The following is a 21,104-nucleotide window of genomic DNA, read 5'->3' on the forward strand; positions in this document are numbered from 1 at the left end:
CACCGGAGGCTCAGCCGGGGGTGACCTCGCGGAGCCGGGCGGCCGCGGCCTCCGGCGGGACGTCGTTGATCCACGCCGCCATCCCCGACTCCGACCCCGCCAGGTACTTGATCTTGTCGGGGGCGCGCCGGATGGAGAACAGCTCCAGGTGCAGCCGGACGAGGTCGCGGCCCTCGCCCGTCGGCGCCTGGTGCCAGCCCGCGACGTACGGGAGCGGCGCGTCGTACAGGGCGTCGCAGCGGCGGAGCAGGTCGCGGTAGAGGACGGCCAGCTCGTCGCGTTCGGCGGTGTCGAGTGCGGCGAAGTCGGGGACGTGCCGGTGCGGCATCAGGTGGACCTCGACGGGCCAGCGCGCCGCGGCGGGGACGTAGGCCGTCCAGTGCTCGCCCGACAGCACCACCCGGCTGCCCGCGCGCTCGGCCTTCAGCACGTCGTCGAACAGGCCGGGGCGCCGGGCCGCCATGGCGAGCATGCGCTCGGTCCGCGGCGTGACGAACGGGTACGCGTAGATCTGGCCGTGCGGGTGGTGCAGCGTCACGCCGATCTCGACGCCGCGGTTCTCGAACGCGAACACCTGCCGGACGGTCGGGATCTCCGACAGCTCGGCGGTGCGGTCGGCCCACGCGTCGATGACCGTCCGGACGCGGGACACCGGCAGGTCCGTCATCGCGGCGGTGTGGTCGTCGGTGAAGCAGACGACCTCGCAGCGTCCCGCGCCGGGGAACCGCTCGAACACCTCGGCGCCGTCGACGGCCGGCGGCACCGCCGGGGTGCGGGTGTCGAACGACGGGAACCGGTTCTCGAAGACGGCGACGTCGTAGGAGTCGTCGGGGATCTCCGAGGCGGGGCCGCCGGGGCACAGCGGGCACTGGTCGGGCGGCGGCAGGAACGTGCGCGTGTTGCGGTGCGCGGTGACCGTGACGTGGTCGCCGGTCAGCGGGTCGCGGCGGACCTCGCACACCGGCTCGACGGGCGGCAGGCCGCGCGGGTCGGGAACGGGGACCCGTCCGGGGGTCTCGTCGTAGTAGACGAGTTCGCGGCCGTCGGAGAGCCGCGCGCGTGTCCGGTGCATCGCCCGCAGCCTACCGGGCCCCGGCGCCGGCCGTCTCCGCCTGGTGCACCGCCAGCAGGTGCCTCACCAGCGTCGTCAGCACCTCCTTGCCGGACGCGCGCTCCCGGACGTCGCACAGCACGATCGGGGTGGTGTCGCTCAGGTCGAGGGCCTCGCGGATCTCGTCCTCGGTGTAGTCGTAGCCGTCGTCGAACATGTTGACGGCGATGACGAACGGGAGCCCGCGGTTCTCGAAGTAGTCGACGGCGGGGAAGCAGTCGGCGAGGCGGCGGGTGTCGGCGAGCACGACCGCGCCGAGCGCCCCGTACGACAGCTCGTCCCACATGAACCAGAAGCGGTCCTGGCCGGGGGTGCCGAACAGGTAGAGGACGAGGCCGTCGCGGATGGTGATGCGGCCGAAGTCCATCGCGACGGTGGTGGTGGTCTTCTGCTCGACGCCCTCGGTGTCGTCGACGCCGACGCCTCGGTCGGTGAGCAGCTCCTCGGTCTGCAGCGGCCGGATCTCGCTGACGGCGCCGACGAGCGTCGTCTTGCCGACCCCGAAGCCGCCGGCGACGAGGATCTTCACCGCGATGGGCGCGGCGGGCGCCGGGGCCGCGGCTTCAGAGGGCTTGGAGACCATGCAGCACTTCCCTGAGCAGGCGTTCCTTGGAGAGGGTGCTCTCCTGTTGTTGCGGGCGGGTGACGGTGATGAGCCGGTGGTGCAGCAGGTCGCCGAGCAGCACCCGGACGACGACGAGCGGCAGCCGGATCCGGGCGGCGATCTCGGCGACCGGCTGCGGCTGCAGGCACATCTCCAGGATGTCCAGGTGCTCGGGGCCGATGCCGGGCGACCCGGAGCGGGGCCGCGCCGCGGTCGCGACGATCGTGATCATGTCGAACGCCTCGGCCGTGGCGGGCCTGGCGCGCCCGCGGGTGAGCGCGTACGACCGGACGATCGGCCCGGCCTCGTCATCGAGCCATTCGCTCCCAGGACCGCTCATGCGGGGTCACGAGTCCTCGGTGTCGAGGGTCTCGGCGCGGCCGCGCCGGGTGCCCTGCTGGATGGACGACATCATCGAGCGCAGCTCCTCGGGGGTGCGGCCGGCGCGCGGCGCGGGCTCGGGCGCGGGCCCGGCGGCCGGCTCCTCGCGCAGCTGCGCGGCCATGTTCTCCTGCCGGACGCGCTTCGGCAGCGCCGGCCGGTCGCCGCGGCCCGCGCCGGGCGGGCGCCGCCGGACCTCGCGCGGCGAGCGCGGCGCCCGCTGCGCCGCGGGCCGCTCCTCGTCCCGGCGCGCGGGCGGCTCGCCCCACGCGGACGGCGACCTGCGCTGCTCGGGCAGCGGCCCCTGCACGGGCTCGGCGAACACCGGCCGCGGCCCGGTCGTCTCGGACGGCCCGCCCGCCGGGGGCGTCCCGCCGGTCTCGGCGGACGCGTCGCCCCAGCCGATCGGCCCGGTGGCCGGGCCGTCGGACGGCAGGCCGACCGGGCCGGTGGCCGGGCCGTCGGACGGCAGGCCGATGGGGCCGGTCGGCGGGTCGCCGAACCAGGCGCCGGAGGGGCCGGCCGGTGCGTCGCCGCCCGGGTCCGCGGCGACGGAGCCGAGGGGGCCGAGCGGGTCGCCGAGCTGCGGCGGGCGGGCGAGCGGCTCGGCGAGCGGCTGCGCGAGCGGTTCGGCGGGCCGGGGGCCGGCGGGTTCGGCGCGCGGGCCCGCGGCGTGCCGCCCGGCGGGGAGGCGCAGCACGGCGCCGCCGGGCTCCTCGTCGGCGGGCACGTCCGGGCGGCGGCCGCCGACGACGGCGCCGACCGGGACGAGGGCGTCCTCGGCGCGGCGGGTGGTGAGCGCGGGCGGCGCCTCCAGCGCGTCGGTGTCGGCGCGGACGACGAGGTCCTCGGGCAGCAGCACGATCGCGGTCATGCCGCCGTACGGGGAGGTGCGCAGGGTGACCTTGACGCCGTGCCGGCGGGCGAGCCGGCCGACGACGAACAGGCCGAGCTGCGAGGCGTCGGACAGGTCGAACTCGCCGCCGCTGGCGAGCCGCTCGTTGGCCGCGGCGAGGCTCGGCTCGTCCATGCTGAGGCCGCGGTCCTCGACCTCCAGGGTGAAGCCGTGCGAGACGGCCTGCCCGTGCACCTGCACGGTGGTGTGCGGCGGGGAGAACGCGGTGGCGTTCTCGATCAGCTCGGCGAGCAGGTGGATGACGTCGGCGACGGCGGGCCCGACGATCGCGGCGCGGGTCATCGGCGCGACGTTGACCCGGGTGTAGTCCTCGACCTCGGACGCGGCGGCGCGGGCGACGTCGACGATCGCGACGGGGCTGCGCCAGCCGCGGCCGGGCGCCTGCCCGGACAGGATGATGAGGCCCTCGGCGTGCCGGCGCATGCGGGTGGCGAGGTGGTCGACGCGGAACAGGTCCTCCAGGTCGTCGGGGACCTCGATGCGGCGCTCCATCGAGTCGAGCAGCTTGAGCTGGCGGTGCAGCAGCGTCTGGCTGCGGCGGGCGAGGTTGACGAAGACGTCGCTGACGTTGCGGCGCAGCGTCGCCTCCTCGACGGCGCCCTGGATCGCGGTGCGGCGGGCGGCGTTGAACGCCTCGCCGACCTGGTCGATCTCGCGGGTGCCGAACGCCAGCGGCGGCGCCTCGGCGGCCACGTCGACCTCCTCGCCGCGGCGCAGCCGGCGGATCACGCCGGGCAGCCGGACGTCGGCGAGGTCGATCGCCTCGCGGCGCAGCCGGGCCAGCTCGCGGATGACGGACCGGGCCACCCACACCGCGATGACCAGGGACGCGACGACGGCGAGGAGGCCGAGGGCGCCGGCCAGCACGACCCGGGTGATGATGCCGTCGGAGATCGGCTTGGCGCGCTGCTCGGCGCCCGCGGCCACCGACAGCTCCAGGCCGCGCAGCCGGGTGAGGTTGGAGTCGGCGGTGGTCTTCCACAGCGTCCCGGAGTCGGTGGACGGCCGGACGAGCGCGCGGGACGCGACGAACCGGTCCTCCAGCGCGCGGAGCCGGGTGTACTCCGGCATGCCGGTGACGCGCTGGTAGTAGGCCTGGTCGGCGGCGCGCAGCTCGGACGAGGCGAACCCGTACAGGGACCGCTGGGTGCCGACGAGCTTGACGAACTGGGCGTGCTCGGCGGGCGTCATCCGCCCGGCGGCGAGCGCGCCGGCGAGGACGGCGTCCTCCTCGGCGAGGGTCTCGCGGGCCCGCGACAGCGACGCCTCGTTGCGGGCGTCCTTGGCGACCTCGGAGTTGTCGAGGGTGGCGAGGGAGCCCTGCAGCGACCCGACGTCCGACAGCAGCGCGGTGTAGTCGGTGAACGCCTTGGCGCGGCCGGTGGCGCCGGCGTCGATGGCGCGCCGTCCGGTGCCGAGGGCGGCGAGCTCGCCGCCGATGCGGTCGGCGAGCCGGCGGGCCTGCGGCGGCGCGGCGTCGCGGGCGCCGCGGTCCTGCACGAGGCGGCGGAACAGCTCGGCCTGCCGGTCGGTGACGAGCCGGCCGGACTCCATCGCGGCGCGGTCGCCGTCGGTGCGGCTGCCGAGGTACACCAGCGACAGCCGGCGCTCGTTCTGCAGGGCGCTGCCGAGCGCGCCGGACGGGTAGCCGAAATGGTCCTGGACGGTCTCGACGTGCCGGAGGTTCAGGCCCTGGCCGAGCGCGATGCTCGCGGCGAAGGCCCAGAGCACGCCGAGCGAGACGACCGAGACGGTCACCATCAGGACGACCTTGAACCGGATGGAGCGGAACCGCGACGCCTTGGGTACCCGACGGTGGCCGGCGGCGGGGTCCGGGGAGCGGCCTCGTTTTGGCACTTCGATGACGACTTTCGCTTCGGGGGGATGAGGGGCCGACAGGCGGTTTCAGCAGAACCGACGGGTTCGCGCGGAACGCACGGAAGCCTAGGGCGATCCCGCGCCGTGTGTCGACAGTTTCCAGATCATCACATTTTGTGTGCGCACGTGACCAAAAATAGCCCTACGATCTCTCAGCGTGATGGCGAACACCCCGAACCGCGCGTACCGGGCGCGGCGCCCGCGCGCGGCGGCCGCGCCGGCCGCCGCCGTGCTGACCGTGGCCGCGCTGACCGCCGGGTGCGGCGGCGGCTCGTCCGGCACGGCGCCGCCGCCCGACATCCCGATGCAGCAGGAGATCGGCGCCTCGGAGGGCCGGCTCGACCTGGTCGTCTGGGCGGGTTACGCGGAGAACGGCTCGAACGACCCGAAGATCGACTGGGTCACGCCGTTCACCAAGGCGACGGGCTGCCGGGTCGAGGCGAAGGTCGCCGACACGTCCGACTCGATGGTCGCGCTGATGCGGACCGGCAGGTACGACGGCGTGTCCGCGTCCGGCGACGCGTCGCTGCGGCTCATCTACGGCGGGACGGTCGCGCCCGTCAACACGCGGCTGCTCAGCGGGTACGGCGACATCGCCGGGTTCCTGAAGAACCAGCCGTACAACTCGGTGGACGGGCAGATGTACGGCGTCCCGCACGGCTACGGCGCCAACATGCTCATGTACCGGACGGACAAGCTGGCGCAGCGCCCGACGTCCTGGGACGTGGTGTGGAAGAAGGACTCCCCCGCGTCGGGGCACGTCGTCGCCTACGACTCGCCCATCTACATCGCCGACGCCGCGCTGTACCTGAAAGCGCACCGCCCAGACCTGAAGATCAAGAACGTCTATGAGCTGGACGAGAAGCAGTTCGGCGCGGCGATCGACCTGCTGAAGCAGCAGCGGCCGAACGTCAACCAGTACTGGGCGAACTACCTCGACGAGCTGCAGTCGTTCAAGAGCGCCGACAACTACGCGGGCACCGCGTGGCAGGTGACCGCGAACCTGGCGATGGACCAGCGGTCGCCGGTCGCGACGACGATCCCGTCCGAGGGCGCCACCGGCTGGTCCGACACGTGGATGATCTCGTCGAAGGCGCAGCATCCGGCGTGCATGTACCAGTGGATGAACTGGATCACCAGGCCGAAGGTGCAGGCGCAGGTCGCGCAGTACTTCGGTGAGGCGCCGGCCAACCCGAAGGCGTGCGCGTACACCGCGAAGGGCTTCTGCTCGACGTACCACGTCGGCGATCCGGACTTCTACAAGCGGCTGGCGTTCTGGCGCACCCCCGTGAAGGACTGCGGCGACGACCGCGGCAACGACTGCGTCGACTACGAGCGCTGGACCCAGGCCTGGACGCAGATCAAGGGCTGACCCAGACCAAGGGTCGGCGCAGATCAAGGGCTGACCTGGGCGAACAAGGCTCGGAAGGGACCCGGACCGGCGGTGCGCCGGGGGCCGGTGTCGCGGGCGTCGCCATGTAATGAGACACTTACATCAGTTTGTCGCACGACGTCTGGTGAGGTGGGAATGACCGCGACCGTCCAGCCCCCCGAGAGCGTGACCTGGCGCGTCCACATCGACCGGTCCATGTGGGTCGGCGGGGTGCGCAGCCTCATGCTGCAGGCCCTGCACCCGATGGCCATGTGGGGCGTCTGGCAGAACTCCAACTTCCAGGAGGACCCGTTCGGCCGCCTCCAGCGCACCGCCGACTTCGTCGGCGTCGCCACGTTCGGCACGCGCGAGGAGATCGACGCGCTGGCCCGCAAGGTCCGCGACATCCACCGCAGCCTGCGGATCCTCAACCACGACACCGGCAAGAAGGAGCGCCTCGACCAGCCCGAGCTGCTGCTCTGGGTGCACTGCGCCGAGGTCTACTCCTACCTCCAGGTCGCGCGCCGCGCCGGCCTGCTGCTCACCGACGCGATGGCCGACCAGTACCTCGACGAGCAGCGCCACACCGCCGCCTACGTCGGCCTGCACCCCGAGGACGTCCCCGGCAGCGTCGCCGAGATGGAGCGGTACCTCGCGAGCATGCGCCCGCACCTGCGCGTCACCGAGGAGGCGGCGGCCACCGTCAAGTTCCTGATGTGGCCGACCATGCCGGAGAACCTGAAGTTCCTCGCGCCCGGCAAGCCGGGCTACTTCCCGTTCGGCGCGCTCTGCTACTACTCGCTGCCCGACTGGGCCCGCAAGATGTACGGGGCGCTCCCGGAGGTCCCGCAGCCCGCCGTCACCGCCGCGCTCCGCTCGTTCCGCCTCGCGATGAACTCGGTGCCGGAGAAGCTGCACGACTACGCGTTCGCCAAGCCCACCCGCGACATGCTCGAACGCGCCCGGCAGAACCTCGCCGCCGAGGGCTACGACGTCAGCAAGGGCCTTTACGGCCTGCGGGACCCGCGTCGCTGGCCGACCCGGCGCGCCCTCACCGCCGCCTGACCCGTCAGGCTTCGTCGGGCAGGGCCGCCCAGGGGTCCTTGCGGGGTGCGGCTTCGCGGCCTTCGGGGCAGTGGCGCGCGAAGTCGCACCACGAGCACAACCGGCCGGGACGCGCCGGGAACCGCTCGTCGAACGGGGCGTGGTCGACCGGCGGCGCGGCATCGCGGCCCGGCGCCGCCGCGACCCGGGTACGGGCCTCGCCGCGGCGCGGGGCCGGGACGCGGGCCCGGTACGCGTCGTCGGCGGCGGACGCCTCGGCGGCGATCTGCTCGGCCCGCTTGATGTGCCGCTGCAGCGACTCGTCGGTGTGCTCCCACACCGCGACCTCGCCCGACGGCAGATGGTGCAGCTCGACGCGGTGGCACGGGCGGCGCAGCACGCGCGACGCGGCCACCGCGTAGATCGCCAGCGCGAGCGACCCGCGCGCGTCGTCGGCGGTCTGGACGTACCGGCCCGTCTTGTAGTCGACGACGACCAGCTCGGAGCCGCGCGCGTCGAGCCGGTCGATGCGGCCGGACACGGCGATGCGGTCGGTGCGGGCCGCGACGGTGCGCTCCACGCCGACCGGCTCGTCCGCCGGGTCGAGGCCCGCCGCGTACCGCTCGGTCATCTCGCGGGCGCGCTCGCGCCACCGCGCGGACTGCGCCTCGTCCCGGAACCCGTCCGTCAGCCAGCCGCGCACCAGCAGGCTCCCGGCGGCCTCGGGGGTCCGATCGGCGGGCGGCAGCCGCCACCAGCCGGCCAGCGCGTTGTGCACGGCCGCGCCGACGCTGTTGTGCGCCCACGGCGGGCCCTTCGGCGGCATCGGACGGTCCAGGTAGGTCATCCGGTACCGGCGCGGGCAGTCCAGCCAGGTGTTCAGCCGGGACGGCGTGCACGCGTAGAGCCGCTGGGGCATGCCGTCGAAGCCCAGCTGCTCGCCCCCGGACACCGGATCAGTCGTCGTCCTGCTCGCGGGCGAGCGAACCCCACGTCTCCCAGCGGGCGTCCTCGTCGCCGACCGTCGTCTCCTCGCCCTGGCCGGGCAGGACCCGCAGGTCCTTCGGCAGCGGGGTGAGCAGCGCGCCGATCGAGTTCAGCTGCTTGCCGAGCTCGTCGTACACGCCGCCGATCGAGCCGGGGCGGCCGCGGTGCAGGGTGTCGCCGGAGAACAGCACGCCGAGCTGCTCGCTGATGACGCTGACGCTGCCGGGCGTGTGGCCGGGGGTGTGCAGCACCTCCAGCTGGGCGTCGGCGATCTCGAAGACGCCGCCGTCCTCCAGCCAGATGTCCGGTTCGAGGGAGCGCAGCGCCTTGGCGTCGTCCTCGTCCTTCTCCTCGCGGGCGAGGCGGCCGAAGTAGTCCCGCCACAGCACCCGGTCGCCGCGGTGCAGCGCGATCGGGGCCCAGTTCTCCTCGTCCTCCTCGCCGGCGGCGGCCACCTCGAGCACCACCTCGAGGCGGTGCTCGTTGCCGTCCGTGAGCAGGACGGCCATGACCTCGCGTTCGCCGACCTCCTTGAGGATGGCGTCGGCGTCGAAGGCCGGGTCGATCACGATGACCTCGTCGTCGTCGCCGACGATGTAGGTGTTGTTCTCGACGTCGTACTCGGTGTCGTCGAGGGTGAGCTTCCCCGACGTCGTCACCTGTTCGATGCGCGCGTCCACGCTGGCACCCTACCGTGCTTCCGGGACGGGTCCGGGCCGCACCGCTTCGCCGCCGGAGGACACGACGCCGGCGCCGGTGGACGCGGCGACGAGGGCGGCGTAGGCGTCCGGCGCGGTGGTCTCCGCGCCGAGCCGGTCGCCGGTCAGGGCGCCGTGGTCGTCGCTGGAGCCGGTGACGGCCAGGCCGAGGTCGCGGGCGAGGCCGCGCAGCGCGGCGCGCTCCGCCGCGTCCTGGTCGGGGTGGTCGACCTCGATCCCGGCGAGCCCGGCCTCGGCGAGGCCCGCGATCACCTCGTCGGAGAAGACGTAGCCGCCGCGCCGGGTCCGCGGGTGGGCGAGCACGCACACCCCGCCCGCGGCCCGGACGAGCCCGACCGCCCGCCGCGGGTCGAGCGCGTACCGGTCGGCGTGCGCGCGGCCGCCCTCGGCGATCCAGTCCAGGGTGAACGCCTCGTCCGGGGACGCGACGACGCCCGCCTCGACCATGGCGCGCGCGATGTGCGGGCGGCCGACCGCCTCGCCGCGCGCGAGCTCGCGGACCCGCTCCCAGGTCACGTCCGCGCCCAGCTCCCGCAGCCGCTCCACTATCGTCCGCGCCCTGATGACGCGGTCGTCGCGGATCCGGGCCAGCTCGGCGGCGAGGACGGGCTCGGACGGGTCGAACAGGTACCCGAGCAGGTGCAGGCTGCGCCCGTCCTGCTTGCACGACAGCTCGACGCCGGGGACGAGCGTCAGCCCGTCCGGCAGCGCGGCGGCGGCCTCGTCCCAGCCGGCGACGGTGTCGTGGTCGGTGAGGGCGAGGACGTCCACGCCGTTCGCGCGGGCCCGCCGGACCACCTCGGACGGCGGGCGCGTCCCGTCGGAGGCGTCGCTGTGGCTGTGCAGGTCGATGCGCATGCGCCCCTTTCTAACAGCCGCCGGCGACGGCCGTTCGCCTACTCGTCGAGCCGCGGGCTGTAGGCGCCGTAGGGCAGGTCGAGGTCCATGCCGGGTTCGCGCAGGTCGAGAAGGTTCTGGCGTTCCAGCATCAGCACGCCCGCCTCGGCGGGCCACAGCACCGCCCACAGCCAGTCGCCCATCGCCTCGCCGACGTAGACGGCCCGGTCCGCCCTGGTGCCGACCGCCCACATCGGCACCGAGTGCCCGCAGGTCGCGGCCGGGCCGCTGATGTCGATCTTGGCGTCGGGCGGGCTGCCGTCGAACCCCGGGCCGGGGTCGCCGCCGTCCAGCCCGGCGTAGTGGCCGCCGAGCCCGATGCCGGGCTCCTCGGCGATCAGCACCATGTCGGCCGGGCCGCTGAGCAGGCCCGGCCCGGACAGCGCGACGGCCGTCGCGCGGGCGCCCGATCGCTCGTCGCCCACGCTGCAGAAGCCGGTGACGAGCCAGGCCGGCGGAAGGGGCCAGGGCGTCCACACCGGGACCCTCGCGTCCCGGAGCACGGCCGCGAGCCCGTCCGGGCCGGGGCGCTTGGACGGCTGGCGGGGCAGTACTGCGCCGTGCACGCCGCAGCTCCAGTCGCTCGACCAGAGGCCCGGCGCGCTCAGGGGACCCGCGCATCGCGGGCATGTGGGCTCCGCCCTCATGATTACCCACCCTGCGCGCCGGTTCCCCGCGCCGTCAAGTTCCCCGAGGTAGCGGACCGGGCAAGGCGCGACAAAATGGTGACATGAGGGTGCGCTGCGTCGGCGGGATCGTCAGGGACGGGAATGGACGGCTGTTGCTGGTGAGGCGCGGCCGGCCGCCGGGCGCGGGGCTGTGGTCGGTACCGGGCGGGCGGGTCGAGCCGGGCGAGGACGACGCCGCCGCGCTGGTCCGGGAGCTGAAGGAGGAGACGGGCCTGGACGTGGCGCCGGACGCGCTCGCCGGGTCGGTGGACCGCCCCGGCCCCGGAGGGGTCGTCTACGAGATCCACGACTACGAGGCCCGGGTGGTCGGCGGCGTCCTGCGGGCCGGTGACGACGCGGCCGACGCCCGCTGGGTCACCCCGGCGGAGCTGCGCGAACTCCCGCTGACCGACGGCCTGGTCGAGGCCCTGGAGTCGTGGGGGCTACTGGGGCCGTGAGACGAACGCGGGCTCGGCGTCCTGCGGGACCGCGTCGGGTCCGGCGTCGTCGGCCGGGCCGGGCGTGACGGTCTGGATGTTCCTGCGGCGCGCCAGCCACACGACGACGGCCGCGTACAGCAGCATCGGCACGACGTCGGCGGCGACGGCCTGCCAGGGCACGGACCCTTCGTCGATGTCGAGCTGCCCGACCGCGGCGGGCAGGAGGAACGCCATCAGGTTGTTGAACACGTGCAGCGCGATGCCGGATTCGAGCCCGCCCGTCCGCGTCGCGAGCCAGGCGGCGACCGCGCCGAACACGAAGATGTCGAGGATGCCCCAGCCGGTGTAGCCGTGCAGGGACGTGAACGCGGCGGAGCCGACGATGATCCCGGGCCACGGGGTGCGGAAGACGGCGCTGAAGGCGCGCCCGACCCGTCCGGTGCGGTTCTCCAGCGTGCAGGCGCCGACGGCCTGCAGCAGCCAGCCGCGGAACACGACCTCCTCCGCCGACGACTGGAGCGGCACCAGCAGGATGATCACGATGGCCGCGGGCACGAACCGGCCCCAGCCGACCCAGTGCTCGCCGCCGGACGAGTCGTCGGGCAGGAACGCGCCCGCGACGATCGACGAGGCGTAGGAGACCGCGCAGAACCCGACGGCGAGGCCGCAGCAGGTGAGCAGCCAGCGCCAGCGGATCCGGCCGGCGACGGACGCGAGGGTGCCGGGCCTGCGCCGCTGCAGCAGCCACGCGGCGAGCAGCGGCACCGGCAGGAGGACCGCGATGGTGGCGAGGTTGAACGCCAGGTCCGCGGTCGAGTTCCCGAGGATGCTCTCCGAGCCGTCGCCGGTGGTGTCGGGCGCGTCGCCGGTCGCGATGACCCGGACGATGACCGCGACGACCATCAGGCCGATCGTCAGCGCGACCGCGGCGACGATGATCGTCGCGCTGCCGGCGAGCGGCCGCCACCAGTGGTGCAGCGGCGTCCGCGCCATCCGGTGGAACGGGGTGCCGGGCGGGGGCTCGGCCGTCCACGGCCCCTTCGGCCGCGGCGGCCCGTATCCGGTGAACGTCTGCGGCGTGTAGGGGCCGTAGGGAGCGGCGTAAGGCGCGCCGTACGGCGGTGGCGGCGGCGTGCCGTACTGGCCCGGGTAGGGCTGGGCGACCGGGTGGGGCGGTGGGGCGCCTTGGCCGGCGGGCCACGTCCAGCCGGCCGGCGCCGGCCGAGCCGCGACCGGTCCGGGCGGTCCAGGCGGTCCAGGGGGCCCGGGCGGATGGGGCATGGCGGGCTCGGGCGCCGGCCCCGGCTCGGGCGTGTCCGACATGCCGGGATCGAGCGGGGCCCAGCCGTTCTCGTCCCCTGCCATCGGCACCTGGTCCTCTCCCCGCGACGATGTCCCCATGTGGGACGAATGGTACGTCCCGTCAGGTCGCCGGGGCGTCGAAGCGCTTGGTCCGGGCCATCCCGGCGGCGCGCCCCTTGGCCGCGACGACCAGCGCCATCTTCCGGGACGCCTCGTCGATCATCTCGTCCCCGAGCGTCGCGGCGCCACGCCCCTCGACGGTCACGTAGTGCTCGTAGGCGTCCAGGATCAGCTCGGCGTGGTCGTAGTCCTCCTGCGACGGGGAGAACACCGCGTTCCCCGCGTCGATCTGCGCGGGGTGCAGCACCCACTTGCCGTCGAACCCGAGCGCGGCCGAGCGCTTCGCGACCCGGGTGAACGCGTCCACGTCCCGGACGTTGAAGTACGGCCCGTCGATGGCCTGCAGGTCGTTGGCGCGCGCGGCCATCAGGATCCGCATGAGGATGTAGTGGTAGGCGTCGCCCTCGGTGTAGCCGGGCGGCTGCTCCCCGACCACCAGCGTCCGCATGTTGATCGAGGCCATCAGGTCGCCGGGGCCGAACACCAGCGACTCCAGGCGCGGCGACGACGCGGCGATCGCGTCGATGTTCACCATGCCCTTGGCGTCCTCGATCTGCGCCTCGATGCCGATGCGGCCCGGTTCGAGGCCCGTGGCCCGCTCGATCTGGGTGAGGAGCCGGTCGAGCCACTGGACGTGCGTGGCGTCCGACGCCTTCGGCAGCATGATCGCGTCGAGGTTCGCGCCCGCCCCCTCGACGACCTCGATCACGTCCCGGTACGCCCAGTGCGTCTCCAGGTCGTTGATCCGCACCACCCGCGTCTTGCCCGTCCAGTCGCCGTCGTTGAGCGCGGCGACGACGGTCTTGCGCGCGCCCTCCTTCGCCGACGGCGCGACGGCGTCCTCCAGATCCAGGAAGATCTCGTCGGCCGGGAGCCCCTGCGCCTTCTCGATGAAGCGGGGATTGCTGCCGGGGACCGCGAGGGTGGTACGTCGAGACCGCATGAGCCGGATGCTATCCAGCGGGTGTGAGACGCTTTCGGCGTGGGTGAGCTGAACCGCGCGCTGGTCGAAGAGGCGGCGAAGAAGTCGGGGCTGCTCTGGCTCGACCTGCCCGGGCTGCCGCAGCCGCGCGCCGCCTGGCACGTCTGGCACGACGGGTCCGCGTACGTGCTGACCGGCGGCGAGGGCGAGCAGCCCCTGCCGGGCCTCCCCGAGGCCGACCGGGTCACCGTCATCCTGCGCAGCAAGGACAAGGGCGGCCGGCTCGTCACGTTCACCGCCGAGTGCGCGCGGGTCGAGCCCGGCGGCGAGCTGTGGGACGAGATCACTCCGCTGCTGGCCAAGGAGCGGCTGAACGCCCGCGGCCACGAGGGGCAGGTGGAGACCTGGGCCGCCGAGTCGTGGATCGTCCGGCTGACCCCCGTGGACGCGGCGGACGACCCGGCCCCCGAGGCGTACGCGACGGTGCGTCCGGTGCCGACGCCCGCGACCACCGCGGGCCCGCCGCCGAGGATGTTCGGCGGCAGGCGCCGCGGCGCCGATCGCTAGCCCCGTCACATCGGGAGCGTGCGGCCCTCCGCGATCGCGCGGAGCTTGTCCGGGTTCGCCACCAGCTGGATGTCCCGGACGCGCCCGTCGTCGCCGACGGTGGCGCTGATCACGCTGATCGGCCCGTCCGGGCCGGACACGACCACCGCGGGCCCGCCGTTGATCTCGACCCGCCGCAGCAGCCAGTCGCCCGGGTCGACGCCCTCGTAGGGGCGGTCGACGATGCCCGCGAAGAACCGGGCGATGAGGTCCGCGCCGTGCACGATCTTGCGCGGCGCGCGGACCTTGCCGCCGCCGTCGGTCCACAGCGTCACGTCCGGGGCGAGGGTCTCCATGAGCCGGTTGATGTCGCCGCCGACGACCGCGTCGAGGAACCGCTCGGTCGCGGCGCGCCGCTCGGCGCCGCCCGCCTCGAACCGGGGACGGCGCGCCTCCACGTGCTTGCGCGCCCGGGTGCCGAGCTGCCGCACCGACGTCTCCGTGCGGTCCAGCGCCCGCGCGATCTCCGCGTACGGGTAGCCGAACACCTCCTTCAGCACGAACACGGCGCGTTCCAGCGGGCTGAGGGTCTCCAGCACGACGAGCATCGCCATCGACACCGACTCGGCCAGCTCGGCGCCCTCCGCCGCGACGTCCGGGGAGGTCAGCATCGGCTCGGGCAGCCACGGGCCGACGTAGGTCTCGCGCTGCGCGCGGGCCGACCGCAGCCGGTCCAGCGCCACGTTCGTGGTGATCCGGACGAGGTAGGCCTTGGGGTCCTGGACGTCCGAGCGGTCCGCGGCGGACCAGCGCAGCCACGCGTCCTGGACGGCGTCCTCGGCGTCCGCGGCGGTGCCGAGCATCCGGTAGGCGACCGCGAACAGCAGGTTGCGGTGCTCCTCGAAGACATCAGACATGATCGTTCAGCCTTTCACGGCCGGGCACGCACGCCCGCCCTCACCACCGAGGACGGGACACTCGCCCGGATCGTGACATCACCGCGGCCCGCGGCCACCGAGCACCCCCGCCGGGCACCCCCGCCGGGCACCCCCGCCGGGCATCGGCCGGCGGAGCACGACGCCCGGGACGGCTAGCGGGTGCGGGCGAGGTGCGCGTCGGCGGCGCGCTCGATGGACTGGCCGATCTCCCGGTCGGCGACGTCGCGCTCCTGCCAGCCGCGCACGTCGGTGTCCTTGCCGGGCTCCAGGTTCTTGTAGATGTCGAAGAAGTGCGCGATCTCGTCGAGGAAGTACTTCGGCACGTCGCACAGGTCGTTGATCGAGGCGTACCGGACGTCCCGCGCCGGCACCGTGAGGATCTTGGCGTCGGGTTCGCCGCCGTCGTGCATCCAGAACACCCCGACGCTGCGGACCGACACCTGGCAGCCCGGGAACGTCGGCTCCTCCAGCAGCACCATCGCGTCCAGCGGGTCGCCGTCCTCGGCGAGCGTGTCGGGGATGTAGCCGTAGTCCACCGGGTACTGCGTGGAGGTGAACAGCATCCGGTCCAGGCGGATGCGCCCGAGCCGGTGGTCCATCTCGTACTTGTTGCGCGATCCCCGCGGGATCTCGACGATCATCTCGATTTCCATGATGCCTCCCCCGCAGGGTCGTACCCGGCGTACCGGGGTCCCCTACTCCCCCGATGCCGGAACATGCAGTGCGAGCAGCGTCACGTCGTCGGACTGCTCGTACCCCGCGAGCAGCCGGGCGACCAGGTGGTCGACGACCCGGCGCGGGTCGGCGGCGGCGTCCGGCGGCAGCTCGGCGGCGGCCGCGACCAGGTCGCTCAGGCCGGTGTCGACGCCGCGCCGGCGGTTCTCCACCAGCCCGTCGGAGTACAGCACGACGGTGTCGCCGGGCGACAGCGAGAAGCTCGCCTGCTGCCGGTGGCTCGGCCAGCCGAGCGGGGTGCCCGCCTCGACGTCGCTGAGCCCCGCCGGCCCGCCCGCGGGCAGCAGCAGCGGCGGCGGATGCCCGGCGCTTGTGTACAGGCCCCGCCCGGTGGACGGGTCGATCACCAGGTACGCGACGGTGGTGAACTGCTCGGCGTCCTCGGTGGCGCTGAACAGCCGGTCCAGCCCGGACAGGACGGCGGCGGGCCGCGGGTCGGTGAGCGCGAGCGCGCGCAGCGCGTTGCGCACCCGGCCCATGATCGCGGCGGCCAGGACGCCCTTGCCCATCACGTCGCCGACGACGACCGCGAGCCGGTTGCCGGGCAGCTTGAACACGTCGTACCAGTCGCCGCCGACCTGGACGTGCCGGGTCACCGGGTCGTAGCGCGCCGCCATCCGCAGCTCCGGGGAGCTCGGCAGGTCGCCCGGCAGCAGGCTGCGCTGGAGCTGCTCGGCGGTGCGGTGCTCGCGCTCGAACAGCAGCGCCCGCTCCACCGCCAGCGCGCACTGCCCGGCGAGGGCCTCCAGGAACACCTGCTCGTCCTCGGTGAGGAACCGGGTCCGGGTGAAGGCGAACCGCAGCACGCCGATCGGCGCGCCCGCCGCCAGCAGCGGCAGCGCCACCCACGCCTGCTCGCCCGGGCCGCGCAGCATCTCCGTCGCGGCGGCGGCCTCGCCGAGCTGCCGGCGCAGCTCGACGGGGTTCTCGGCGACGAACGGGCGGCCGTCGCGCGCCGCCGCCGACATCACGGTCGGCTCCGCGACGGCGACGGTGTCGGGCCAGACGGCCGGACCGTCCGGCCCGGTGCCCGCTTCGTCGCCCGTGCCGGACGGGGCGTCGGCCGGGGCGACCGGGGTGAGCCGCGTCCGGCCCTCGTCCAGCAGCGCGACCGTGCAGTGGTCGACGCCGACCGCGGACTGGCCGACCTCCACGATGACCCGGACGACCTCCCCGACGGTCAGCGCCTCGGCGAGCATCGAGGTGGCCTGCTGGAGCCGGGCGGTGCGCAGCGCGGCGGCCGACAGCTGGCCGGTGAGCCGACCGCGCATCTCCTCGGCGTCGCGGCGGCCGGTGACGTCCGTCCCGGCGCACACCCACTCGATCACGGCGCCGTCGCGCCGGATCGGGACGGCCCGCACCTCGAAGTGCCGCCGCCCGCCGGACGCGGTGAGGACGCGGCAGTCCACCTCCAGGACGCGGCCGTCGTGCATGCAGCCGCGCCACTCGGCGGCGACGCGGTCGTAGTCCTCCGGGTGCACGGCCGCGATCCAGCCGCCCCGCGCGTACGCCTCGGGGGTCTGGCCGGTGACGGCCCGCCAGTGCGGCGCGTCCTCGCCGGCGGCGCCGTCCGCGGTGGTCGTCCAGACCACCGGGGTCGTCGCCTCGACCAGCGACCGGTACCGCTCGGTGCGGCGGGTGATGGCGTCCTCGACCCCGCGGCGGACCGTCTCGTCCTGGACGATCAGCGCCGCGCCGAGGATCGCGCCGCCGGGCCCGCGCACCGGCAGGCACGCGCAGACCCAGACCCGCTCGCCGCCCGCGTCGGGCACGGCGGCATCCGGCGCGCCGGGCGCGGAACCGTCGGGCCCGGAGCCGGGATCGGCCGGGGCGGGGCCGCGGACCTCCAGGCCGGTGACCGCGCGGCCGTCGTCGAGGACGCCGCGCAGCGCCGGTTCGAGGACCGCCGCGAACTCGCCGTCCAGCACCTCGGCGAGGCGCCGCCCGACGGGGTTGACGCCGTTGCGGCCGCCGGCGCCGCCGCCGCGCAGCAGCGCGCGCAGGGCAGCGTTGGCGCGGCGCAGGCGCAGCCGGCCGTCGAGGAACGCGACGCCGAACGGCACCTCGGTGACCAGGGCGCCGAACAGCGCCGCGTCGGCCAGGGCCGTGTCGGTGCGAGCCGTGTCGCGGGCATCCGGGACCATCGCCTCATCCCCCGGTGTCGATCCGGCCACCAGTCTAGACGCGCCCGCCGCCGGGAGGCGGAGGACGCCGGACCCGGGCCCGGCGCCCGGAATGCGGCCCGCCGGACCCGCATCATCTGTCGGACATAAGCCGTCGATTGGGAGAAGTCGCACGTCAGCGGCGGTCCGGTTCCGCGGATTCCGCTGCGGGACGCGGCGCGGGTCCCGAACATGAGGACATGACGTTCCCGTTGATGCCGGGGTACGACCACATCAACCTGGTCGCCTCCCTCGATCCCGTCACGGCCGTGCGGGACCGCGAGATCGGCGACGCGATCCTCGCGTTCCCGAAGCTCCTCCCCGCCGGGTCGCCCGACTTCGGGTACGCGGTGCAGGCCGGCGCCGAGTGGCGGATCGGCTGCCTCGGCTCGACCGACCCGTCCGCCGCCCGCTACGGCCTGGCCGCGGACCTGCGCCGGGACGCGGCGGACGGCGATCACCCGCCGGGCATGGCGCGGGCGATGCTCGCGGCGGCGGGCCGGCTCGATCCGGAGGAGGGCGCCCAGCTGCCCAAGGACGAGTGGGAGATCGGCGACCGGCGCTACCGGATCATCCGGGTGGAGAAGTACACGCTGCTCGGCGACCGGGTGATGGAGCCGCCGCGGCCGACCGACACGCCCGGCGCCTGCGGCGACGGGATGCTCCGCGGCCACCTGCTGGAGCCGGCGGCGCCGGCCGGGCGGTGGGAGGCGCAGCTGCGGCTGAACCTGGTCGGCTTCATGCCGGTGCCGGGCTCCGTCCCGGACGTGGTGCTGGCGGAGGCGCGGCACGCGGTGCAGGCGTACCCGGGCGTGGTGCTGCTGCCGCCGACGTTCATCGCGGTCGAGGTCAAGGAGAACGGCTGGGCGCCGCTGACCGGCGGCGACGATCCGGACGAGACGCGCCGCCGGCTGGCCCGCTACTTCGCCGACCTGCTGCCGCGGCTGCGCGAGTTCCAGGGCGACCCGCCCGATCCGGCCGAGCTGGCGGAGTGGGAGCGGGCCGCCGAGCAGATCGAGGCGGCGACCGGGCACGCGTTCACGGCGGCGGGGCGCGAGTTCCGCACCGTGCGGATCTCGCGGATGCTCCGGCTCGGCCGGGACGGCCCGGAGGGCCCGCGCCCCTCCGACGAGGAGCGCTACGGCCTGTCCGGAGCCGTCCACGGAGACGAGTACGAGGAGTACGACGAGGAGGAGGAAGAGGAGGAGGAGGAGGAGACCTCATGACGGCCGGGCGGCGGCCGCCCGGCCGGTGACGAGGAACACCACGGCCGCGACGAGGCACAGCGCGCCGGCCGCGCCGAGGCTCGCGACGTCGAAGCCGTGCACGGCCGCGCGCGCCGCCCCGCCCGGGTGGTCCCGCAGGTAGTGCGCGGCGGCCGTCCCGGCGACGGTGCTGAGCAGGGCGGTGCCGAGGGACGCGCCGATCTGCTGCGACGTCATGACGCCCGCGCCGGCCACGGCGGTGTCGGGGCCCGCGCCGAGCGTGACCGTGCTGTTGGCGGTGACGAGGACCCAGCCGGTGCCGAGCCCGACGAGCAGGAACACCGGCAGCACGTGCGTCCAGTAGCCGCTGTCGACCCGGACGGTCCCGAGCAGCGCGAGCCCGGCGGCGATCACCAGCAGGCCGGGGACGAGCAGCGCCCGCACCGGCGCCCGGACGAGCAGCCGGCTCACCCCCCGCACGCCGATCATCAGCCCGGCCGTGAGCGGCAGGAACGCGACGCCCGCCCGCACGGGCGAGTACCCGAGGACGTTCTGCAGGTAGAAGGTGAGGAAGAACAGCGCGGCGAACATCCCGACGGCCAGGCCGAGGACGGCCAGGTAGGAGCCGCCGCGCCGGCGGTCGAGGACGACCCGGGGCGGCAGCAGCGGCCCGGACACCCGGGTCTGCGTCCACGCGAACGCCGCGAGCAGCGCGACGCCGGCGGCGAGCGGCACGACGGTCGTCGCGGCGCCCCAGCCGTCCGGCTCCGCGCGGGCGAAGCCGAGGACGAGGCCCATCAGGCCCGCGGTGGCGAGCAGGGCCCCGACGACGTCGATCTTCACGCCGGGCGTGCGCGGCACCGGACGGACGGCATAGAGCACCCCGGCCCCGGCGGCGGCCGCGATCGGCACGTTCACGAACATGCACCAGCGCCAGTCGAGGTAGTCGGTGAGGACGCCGCCGAGGACGACGCCGAGCCCGGACGAGCTGCCCATGACCGTCCCGTAGATGCCGAACGCCCGGCCGCGCTCGGCCGGGGCGGGGAAGGCGGCGGCCAGCGTCGCCAGCACGGACGGGGTGAGCAGCGCGCCGGAGACGCCCTGGGCGGCCCGCGCGGCGAGCAGCAGGGCGGGGCCGGGGGCCGCGCCGCCGAGTGCGGACGCCAGCGCGAACCCGGTCAGGCCGATCAGCAGCGCGCGGCGGCGGCCGATCAGGTCCGACAGCCGGCCGCCGAGGAGCAGCAGGCCGCCGTAGCCGAGCGCGTAGACGGTGATCACCCATTGCCGGCCCGGGTCGGACAGGTGCAGGGAGCGCTGCAGCGACGGCAGCGCGATGTTCATGATCGTCATGTCGATGCCGATCATGAGCTGGGCGGTGGCGACGGCGGCCAGCGCCCACCATCGCCGCGGGTCGGGCGCGGAGCGGGCCGCGCCCTCGCGCTCTCCGGGAACCGTTTCGGTGGTCATGGTGGCCCTTCCTTGAGTGAACAGCTGTAGCGCTACGACTGTAGCGCAATGGCCGTCGCATTAGAATGCCCGCATGGGAACGGCATCGCCGTCGCGCGGGCGGAACCGGCGCGGCCAGGGCGAACGGCTGCGCGAGGAGATCGTGGCGACCGCGCTGCGGCTCCTGGAGGAGCTGGGCGACGACGAGGCGCTGTCGCTGCGCGCGGTGGCCCGGGAGATCGGCATCGCGGCGACGTCGGTGTACCTGCACTTCGCCGACCGGGACGCGCTCGTCCTCGCGGCGATGGAGCGCAGCCACGCCGACCTGGTCCGGGCCGCCGACGAGGCCGAGGCCGCCGCAGGCGACCCGGTGGGCGGGCTGCGCGCGCGCGTGCAGGTCATGGGCACCTGGTCGCACGAGCACCCGGGTCTCTACAAGGTGCTGCACGAGAGCGCGGTCAACAAGCGGTGCGACACCTCGTTCAAGATGGAGCTCGGCAAGCGCACCACGGCGGCCGTCCAGCGGTGCATGGACGAGGGCCTGGCGCCCGCCGACGACGCGGCGGCCGTCTCGCTCGACCTGCGCGCGGCCGTGCACGGCGCGGTCTCGATGCGCGTCAACGAGCCGAACCTGCCGTGGGAGCCGCTGGAGCAGCAGATCGACCGGCTCCTCACCAAGCTCCTCGGCGTCCGCCTCTCCTAGCGGCGGTG

20 protein-coding genes are annotated in these 21,104 nt (G+C 74.6%); 6 read left to right on the top strand and 14 right to left on the bottom strand.

Features of this window, described 5'->3' with window-relative positions:
• Positions 1 to 10 precede the first annotated feature (10 nt).
• Genes galT through AB0C78_RS12480 form a run of 4 tightly spaced genes read right to left on the bottom strand, consistent with a single transcriptional unit; the run spans position 11 to position 4,773 of the window.
• Positions 11 to 1,072 carry a galactose-1-phosphate uridylyltransferase gene (gene galT, locus AB0C78_RS12465; RefSeq protein WP_360745901.1) on the bottom strand — a complete coding sequence of 354 codons (1,062 nt, stop codon included), beginning with the start codon at positions 1,070 to 1,072 and terminating at the stop codon, positions 11 to 13.
• Between the two features lie 10 nt (positions 1,073 to 1,082).
• Entirely contained in the window at positions 1,083 to 1,694 is a 612-nt protein-coding gene (locus tag AB0C78_RS12470) for an ATP/GTP-binding protein (RefSeq protein WP_360745904.1), read from the bottom strand.
• Positions 1,675 to 2,055, bottom strand: coding sequence for a DUF742 domain-containing protein (locus AB0C78_RS12475; protein ID WP_151545489.1), 381 nt, complete (start codon positions 2,053 to 2,055; stop codon positions 1,675 to 1,677). The genes AB0C78_RS12470 and AB0C78_RS12475 overlap by 20 nt, the downstream gene beginning before the upstream one ends.
• A 6-nt stretch (positions 2,056 to 2,061) precedes the next feature.
• Entirely contained in the window at positions 2,062 to 4,773 is a 2,712-nt protein-coding gene (locus AB0C78_RS12480; protein WP_360745907.1) for a nitrate- and nitrite sensing domain-containing protein, read from the bottom strand.
• A gap of 277 nt (positions 4,774 to 5,050) precedes the next feature.
• Between AB0C78_RS12480 and AB0C78_RS12485 the strand changes: the two genes are divergently transcribed.
• Together AB0C78_RS12485 and AB0C78_RS12490 are read left to right on the top strand one after the other, a co-directional pair.
• Positions 5,051 to 6,262 carry an extracellular solute-binding protein gene (locus tag AB0C78_RS12485; protein ID WP_360745972.1) on the top strand — a complete coding sequence of 404 codons (1,212 nt, stop codon included), beginning with the start codon at positions 5,051 to 5,053 and terminating at the stop codon, positions 6,260 to 6,262.
• Between the two features lie 156 nt (positions 6,263 to 6,418).
• A complete protein-coding gene (locus AB0C78_RS12490) occupies positions 6,419 to 7,327 on the top strand; it encodes an oxygenase MpaB family protein (RefSeq protein WP_360745910.1) in 909 nt (302 codons plus the stop codon).
• 4 nt (positions 7,328 to 7,331) lie between these two features.
• Here AB0C78_RS12490 and AB0C78_RS12495 read toward each other — a convergent pair whose 3' ends face one another.
• The 4 genes from AB0C78_RS12495 to AB0C78_RS12510 are packed head-to-tail and all read right to left on the bottom strand — an operon-like array spanning position 7,332 to position 10,556.
• On the bottom strand, positions 7,332 to 8,258 hold the full coding sequence (locus tag AB0C78_RS12495; RefSeq protein ID WP_360745913.1) for a PD-(D/E)XK nuclease family protein: 927 nt from the start codon (positions 8,256 to 8,258) through the stop codon (positions 7,332 to 7,334).
• Between the two features lie 4 nt (positions 8,259 to 8,262).
• Positions 8,263 to 8,973 carry an MBL fold metallo-hydrolase gene (locus AB0C78_RS12500; RefSeq protein WP_151545825.1) on the bottom strand — a complete coding sequence of 237 codons (711 nt, stop codon included), beginning with the start codon at positions 8,971 to 8,973 and terminating at the stop codon, positions 8,263 to 8,265.
• A gap of 9 nt (positions 8,974 to 8,982) precedes the next feature.
• On the bottom strand, positions 8,983 to 9,870 hold the full coding sequence (locus AB0C78_RS12505; RefSeq protein WP_360745916.1) for a PHP domain-containing protein: 888 nt from the start codon (positions 9,868 to 9,870) through the stop codon (positions 8,983 to 8,985).
• Positions 9,871 to 9,908: 38 nt separating this feature from the next.
• On the bottom strand, positions 9,909 to 10,556 hold the full coding sequence (locus tag AB0C78_RS12510) for a DUF6758 family protein (protein WP_360745919.1): 648 nt from the start codon (positions 10,554 to 10,556) through the stop codon (positions 9,909 to 9,911).
• An 83-nt stretch (positions 10,557 to 10,639) separates the two neighbouring features.
• Between AB0C78_RS12510 and AB0C78_RS12515 the strand changes: the two genes are divergently transcribed.
• Complete coding sequence (locus AB0C78_RS12515) at positions 10,640 to 11,035, top strand: NUDIX domain-containing protein (protein ID WP_360745922.1); 396 nt, start codon at positions 10,640 to 10,642, stop codon at positions 11,033 to 11,035.
• On the opposite strand, the gene AB0C78_RS12520 is transcribed toward AB0C78_RS12515, so the two are convergent.
• Entirely contained in the window at positions 11,021 to 12,418 is a 1,398-nt protein-coding gene (locus AB0C78_RS12520) for a lysostaphin resistance A-like protein (RefSeq protein WP_360745925.1), read from the bottom strand. The two genes, AB0C78_RS12515 and AB0C78_RS12520, sit on opposite strands and share 15 nt — an antisense overlap.
• A 22-nt stretch (positions 12,419 to 12,440) precedes the next feature.
• Entirely contained in the window at positions 12,441 to 13,382 is a 942-nt protein-coding gene (locus tag AB0C78_RS12525; protein ID WP_360745928.1) for a CoA ester lyase, read from the bottom strand.
• 39 nt (positions 13,383 to 13,421) lie between these two features.
• Here AB0C78_RS12525 and AB0C78_RS12530 point away from each other — a divergent pair, with 39 nt between their 5' ends.
• The gene (locus tag AB0C78_RS12530) at positions 13,422 to 13,928 is read left to right on the top strand and encodes a hypothetical protein (RefSeq protein ID WP_360745931.1); all 507 of its coding nucleotides are present in this window, start codon (positions 13,422 to 13,424) and stop codon (positions 13,926 to 13,928) included.
• Between the two features lie 5 nt (positions 13,929 to 13,933).
• On the opposite strand, the gene AB0C78_RS12535 is transcribed toward AB0C78_RS12530, so the two are convergent.
• The 3 genes from AB0C78_RS12535 to AB0C78_RS12545 all read right to left on the bottom strand — a co-directional run bounded on the left by AB0C78_RS12535 (position 13,934) and on the right by AB0C78_RS12545 (position 17,724).
• On the bottom strand, positions 13,934 to 14,824 hold the full coding sequence (locus tag AB0C78_RS12535) for an RNA polymerase sigma-70 factor (protein WP_360745934.1): 891 nt from the start codon (positions 14,822 to 14,824) through the stop codon (positions 13,934 to 13,936).
• Positions 14,825 to 14,997: 173 nt separating this feature from the next.
• Positions 14,998 to 15,498 carry an inorganic diphosphatase gene (locus AB0C78_RS12540; RefSeq protein WP_151545833.1) on the bottom strand — a complete coding sequence of 167 codons (501 nt, stop codon included), beginning with the start codon at positions 15,496 to 15,498 and terminating at the stop codon, positions 14,998 to 15,000.
• 42 nt (positions 15,499 to 15,540) lie between these two features.
• The gene (locus tag AB0C78_RS12545) at positions 15,541 to 17,724 is read right to left on the bottom strand and encodes a SpoIIE family protein phosphatase (protein WP_360745938.1); all 2,184 of its coding nucleotides are present in this window, start codon (positions 17,722 to 17,724) and stop codon (positions 15,541 to 15,543) included.
• A gap of 218 nt (positions 17,725 to 17,942) precedes the next feature.
• Between AB0C78_RS12545 and AB0C78_RS12550 the strand changes: the two genes are divergently transcribed.
• The gene (locus AB0C78_RS12550; RefSeq protein ID WP_360745941.1) at positions 17,943 to 18,968 is read left to right on the top strand and encodes a DUF5954 family protein; all 1,026 of its coding nucleotides are present in this window, start codon (positions 17,943 to 17,945) and stop codon (positions 18,966 to 18,968) included.
• Here the strand turns inward: AB0C78_RS12550 and AB0C78_RS12555 are convergent.
• Positions 18,963 to 20,414, bottom strand: a complete 1,452-nt coding sequence (locus AB0C78_RS12555) for an MFS transporter (RefSeq protein WP_360745944.1) — start codon at positions 20,412 to 20,414, stop codon at positions 18,963 to 18,965. The genes AB0C78_RS12550 and AB0C78_RS12555 overlap by 6 nt on opposite strands.
• A gap of 73 nt (positions 20,415 to 20,487) precedes the next feature.
• Between AB0C78_RS12555 and AB0C78_RS12560 the strand changes: the two genes are divergently transcribed.
• On the top strand, positions 20,488 to 21,096 hold the full coding sequence (locus AB0C78_RS12560; RefSeq protein ID WP_360745947.1) for a TetR/AcrR family transcriptional regulator: 609 nt from the start codon (positions 20,488 to 20,490) through the stop codon (positions 21,094 to 21,096).
• Positions 21,097 to 21,104 lie beyond the last annotated feature (8 nt).

The organism is Actinomadura sp. NPDC048394, assembly GCF_040651755.1.
GTDB lineage: Bacteria > Actinomycetota > Actinomycetes > Streptosporangiales > Streptosporangiaceae > Spirillospora > Spirillospora montaniterrae.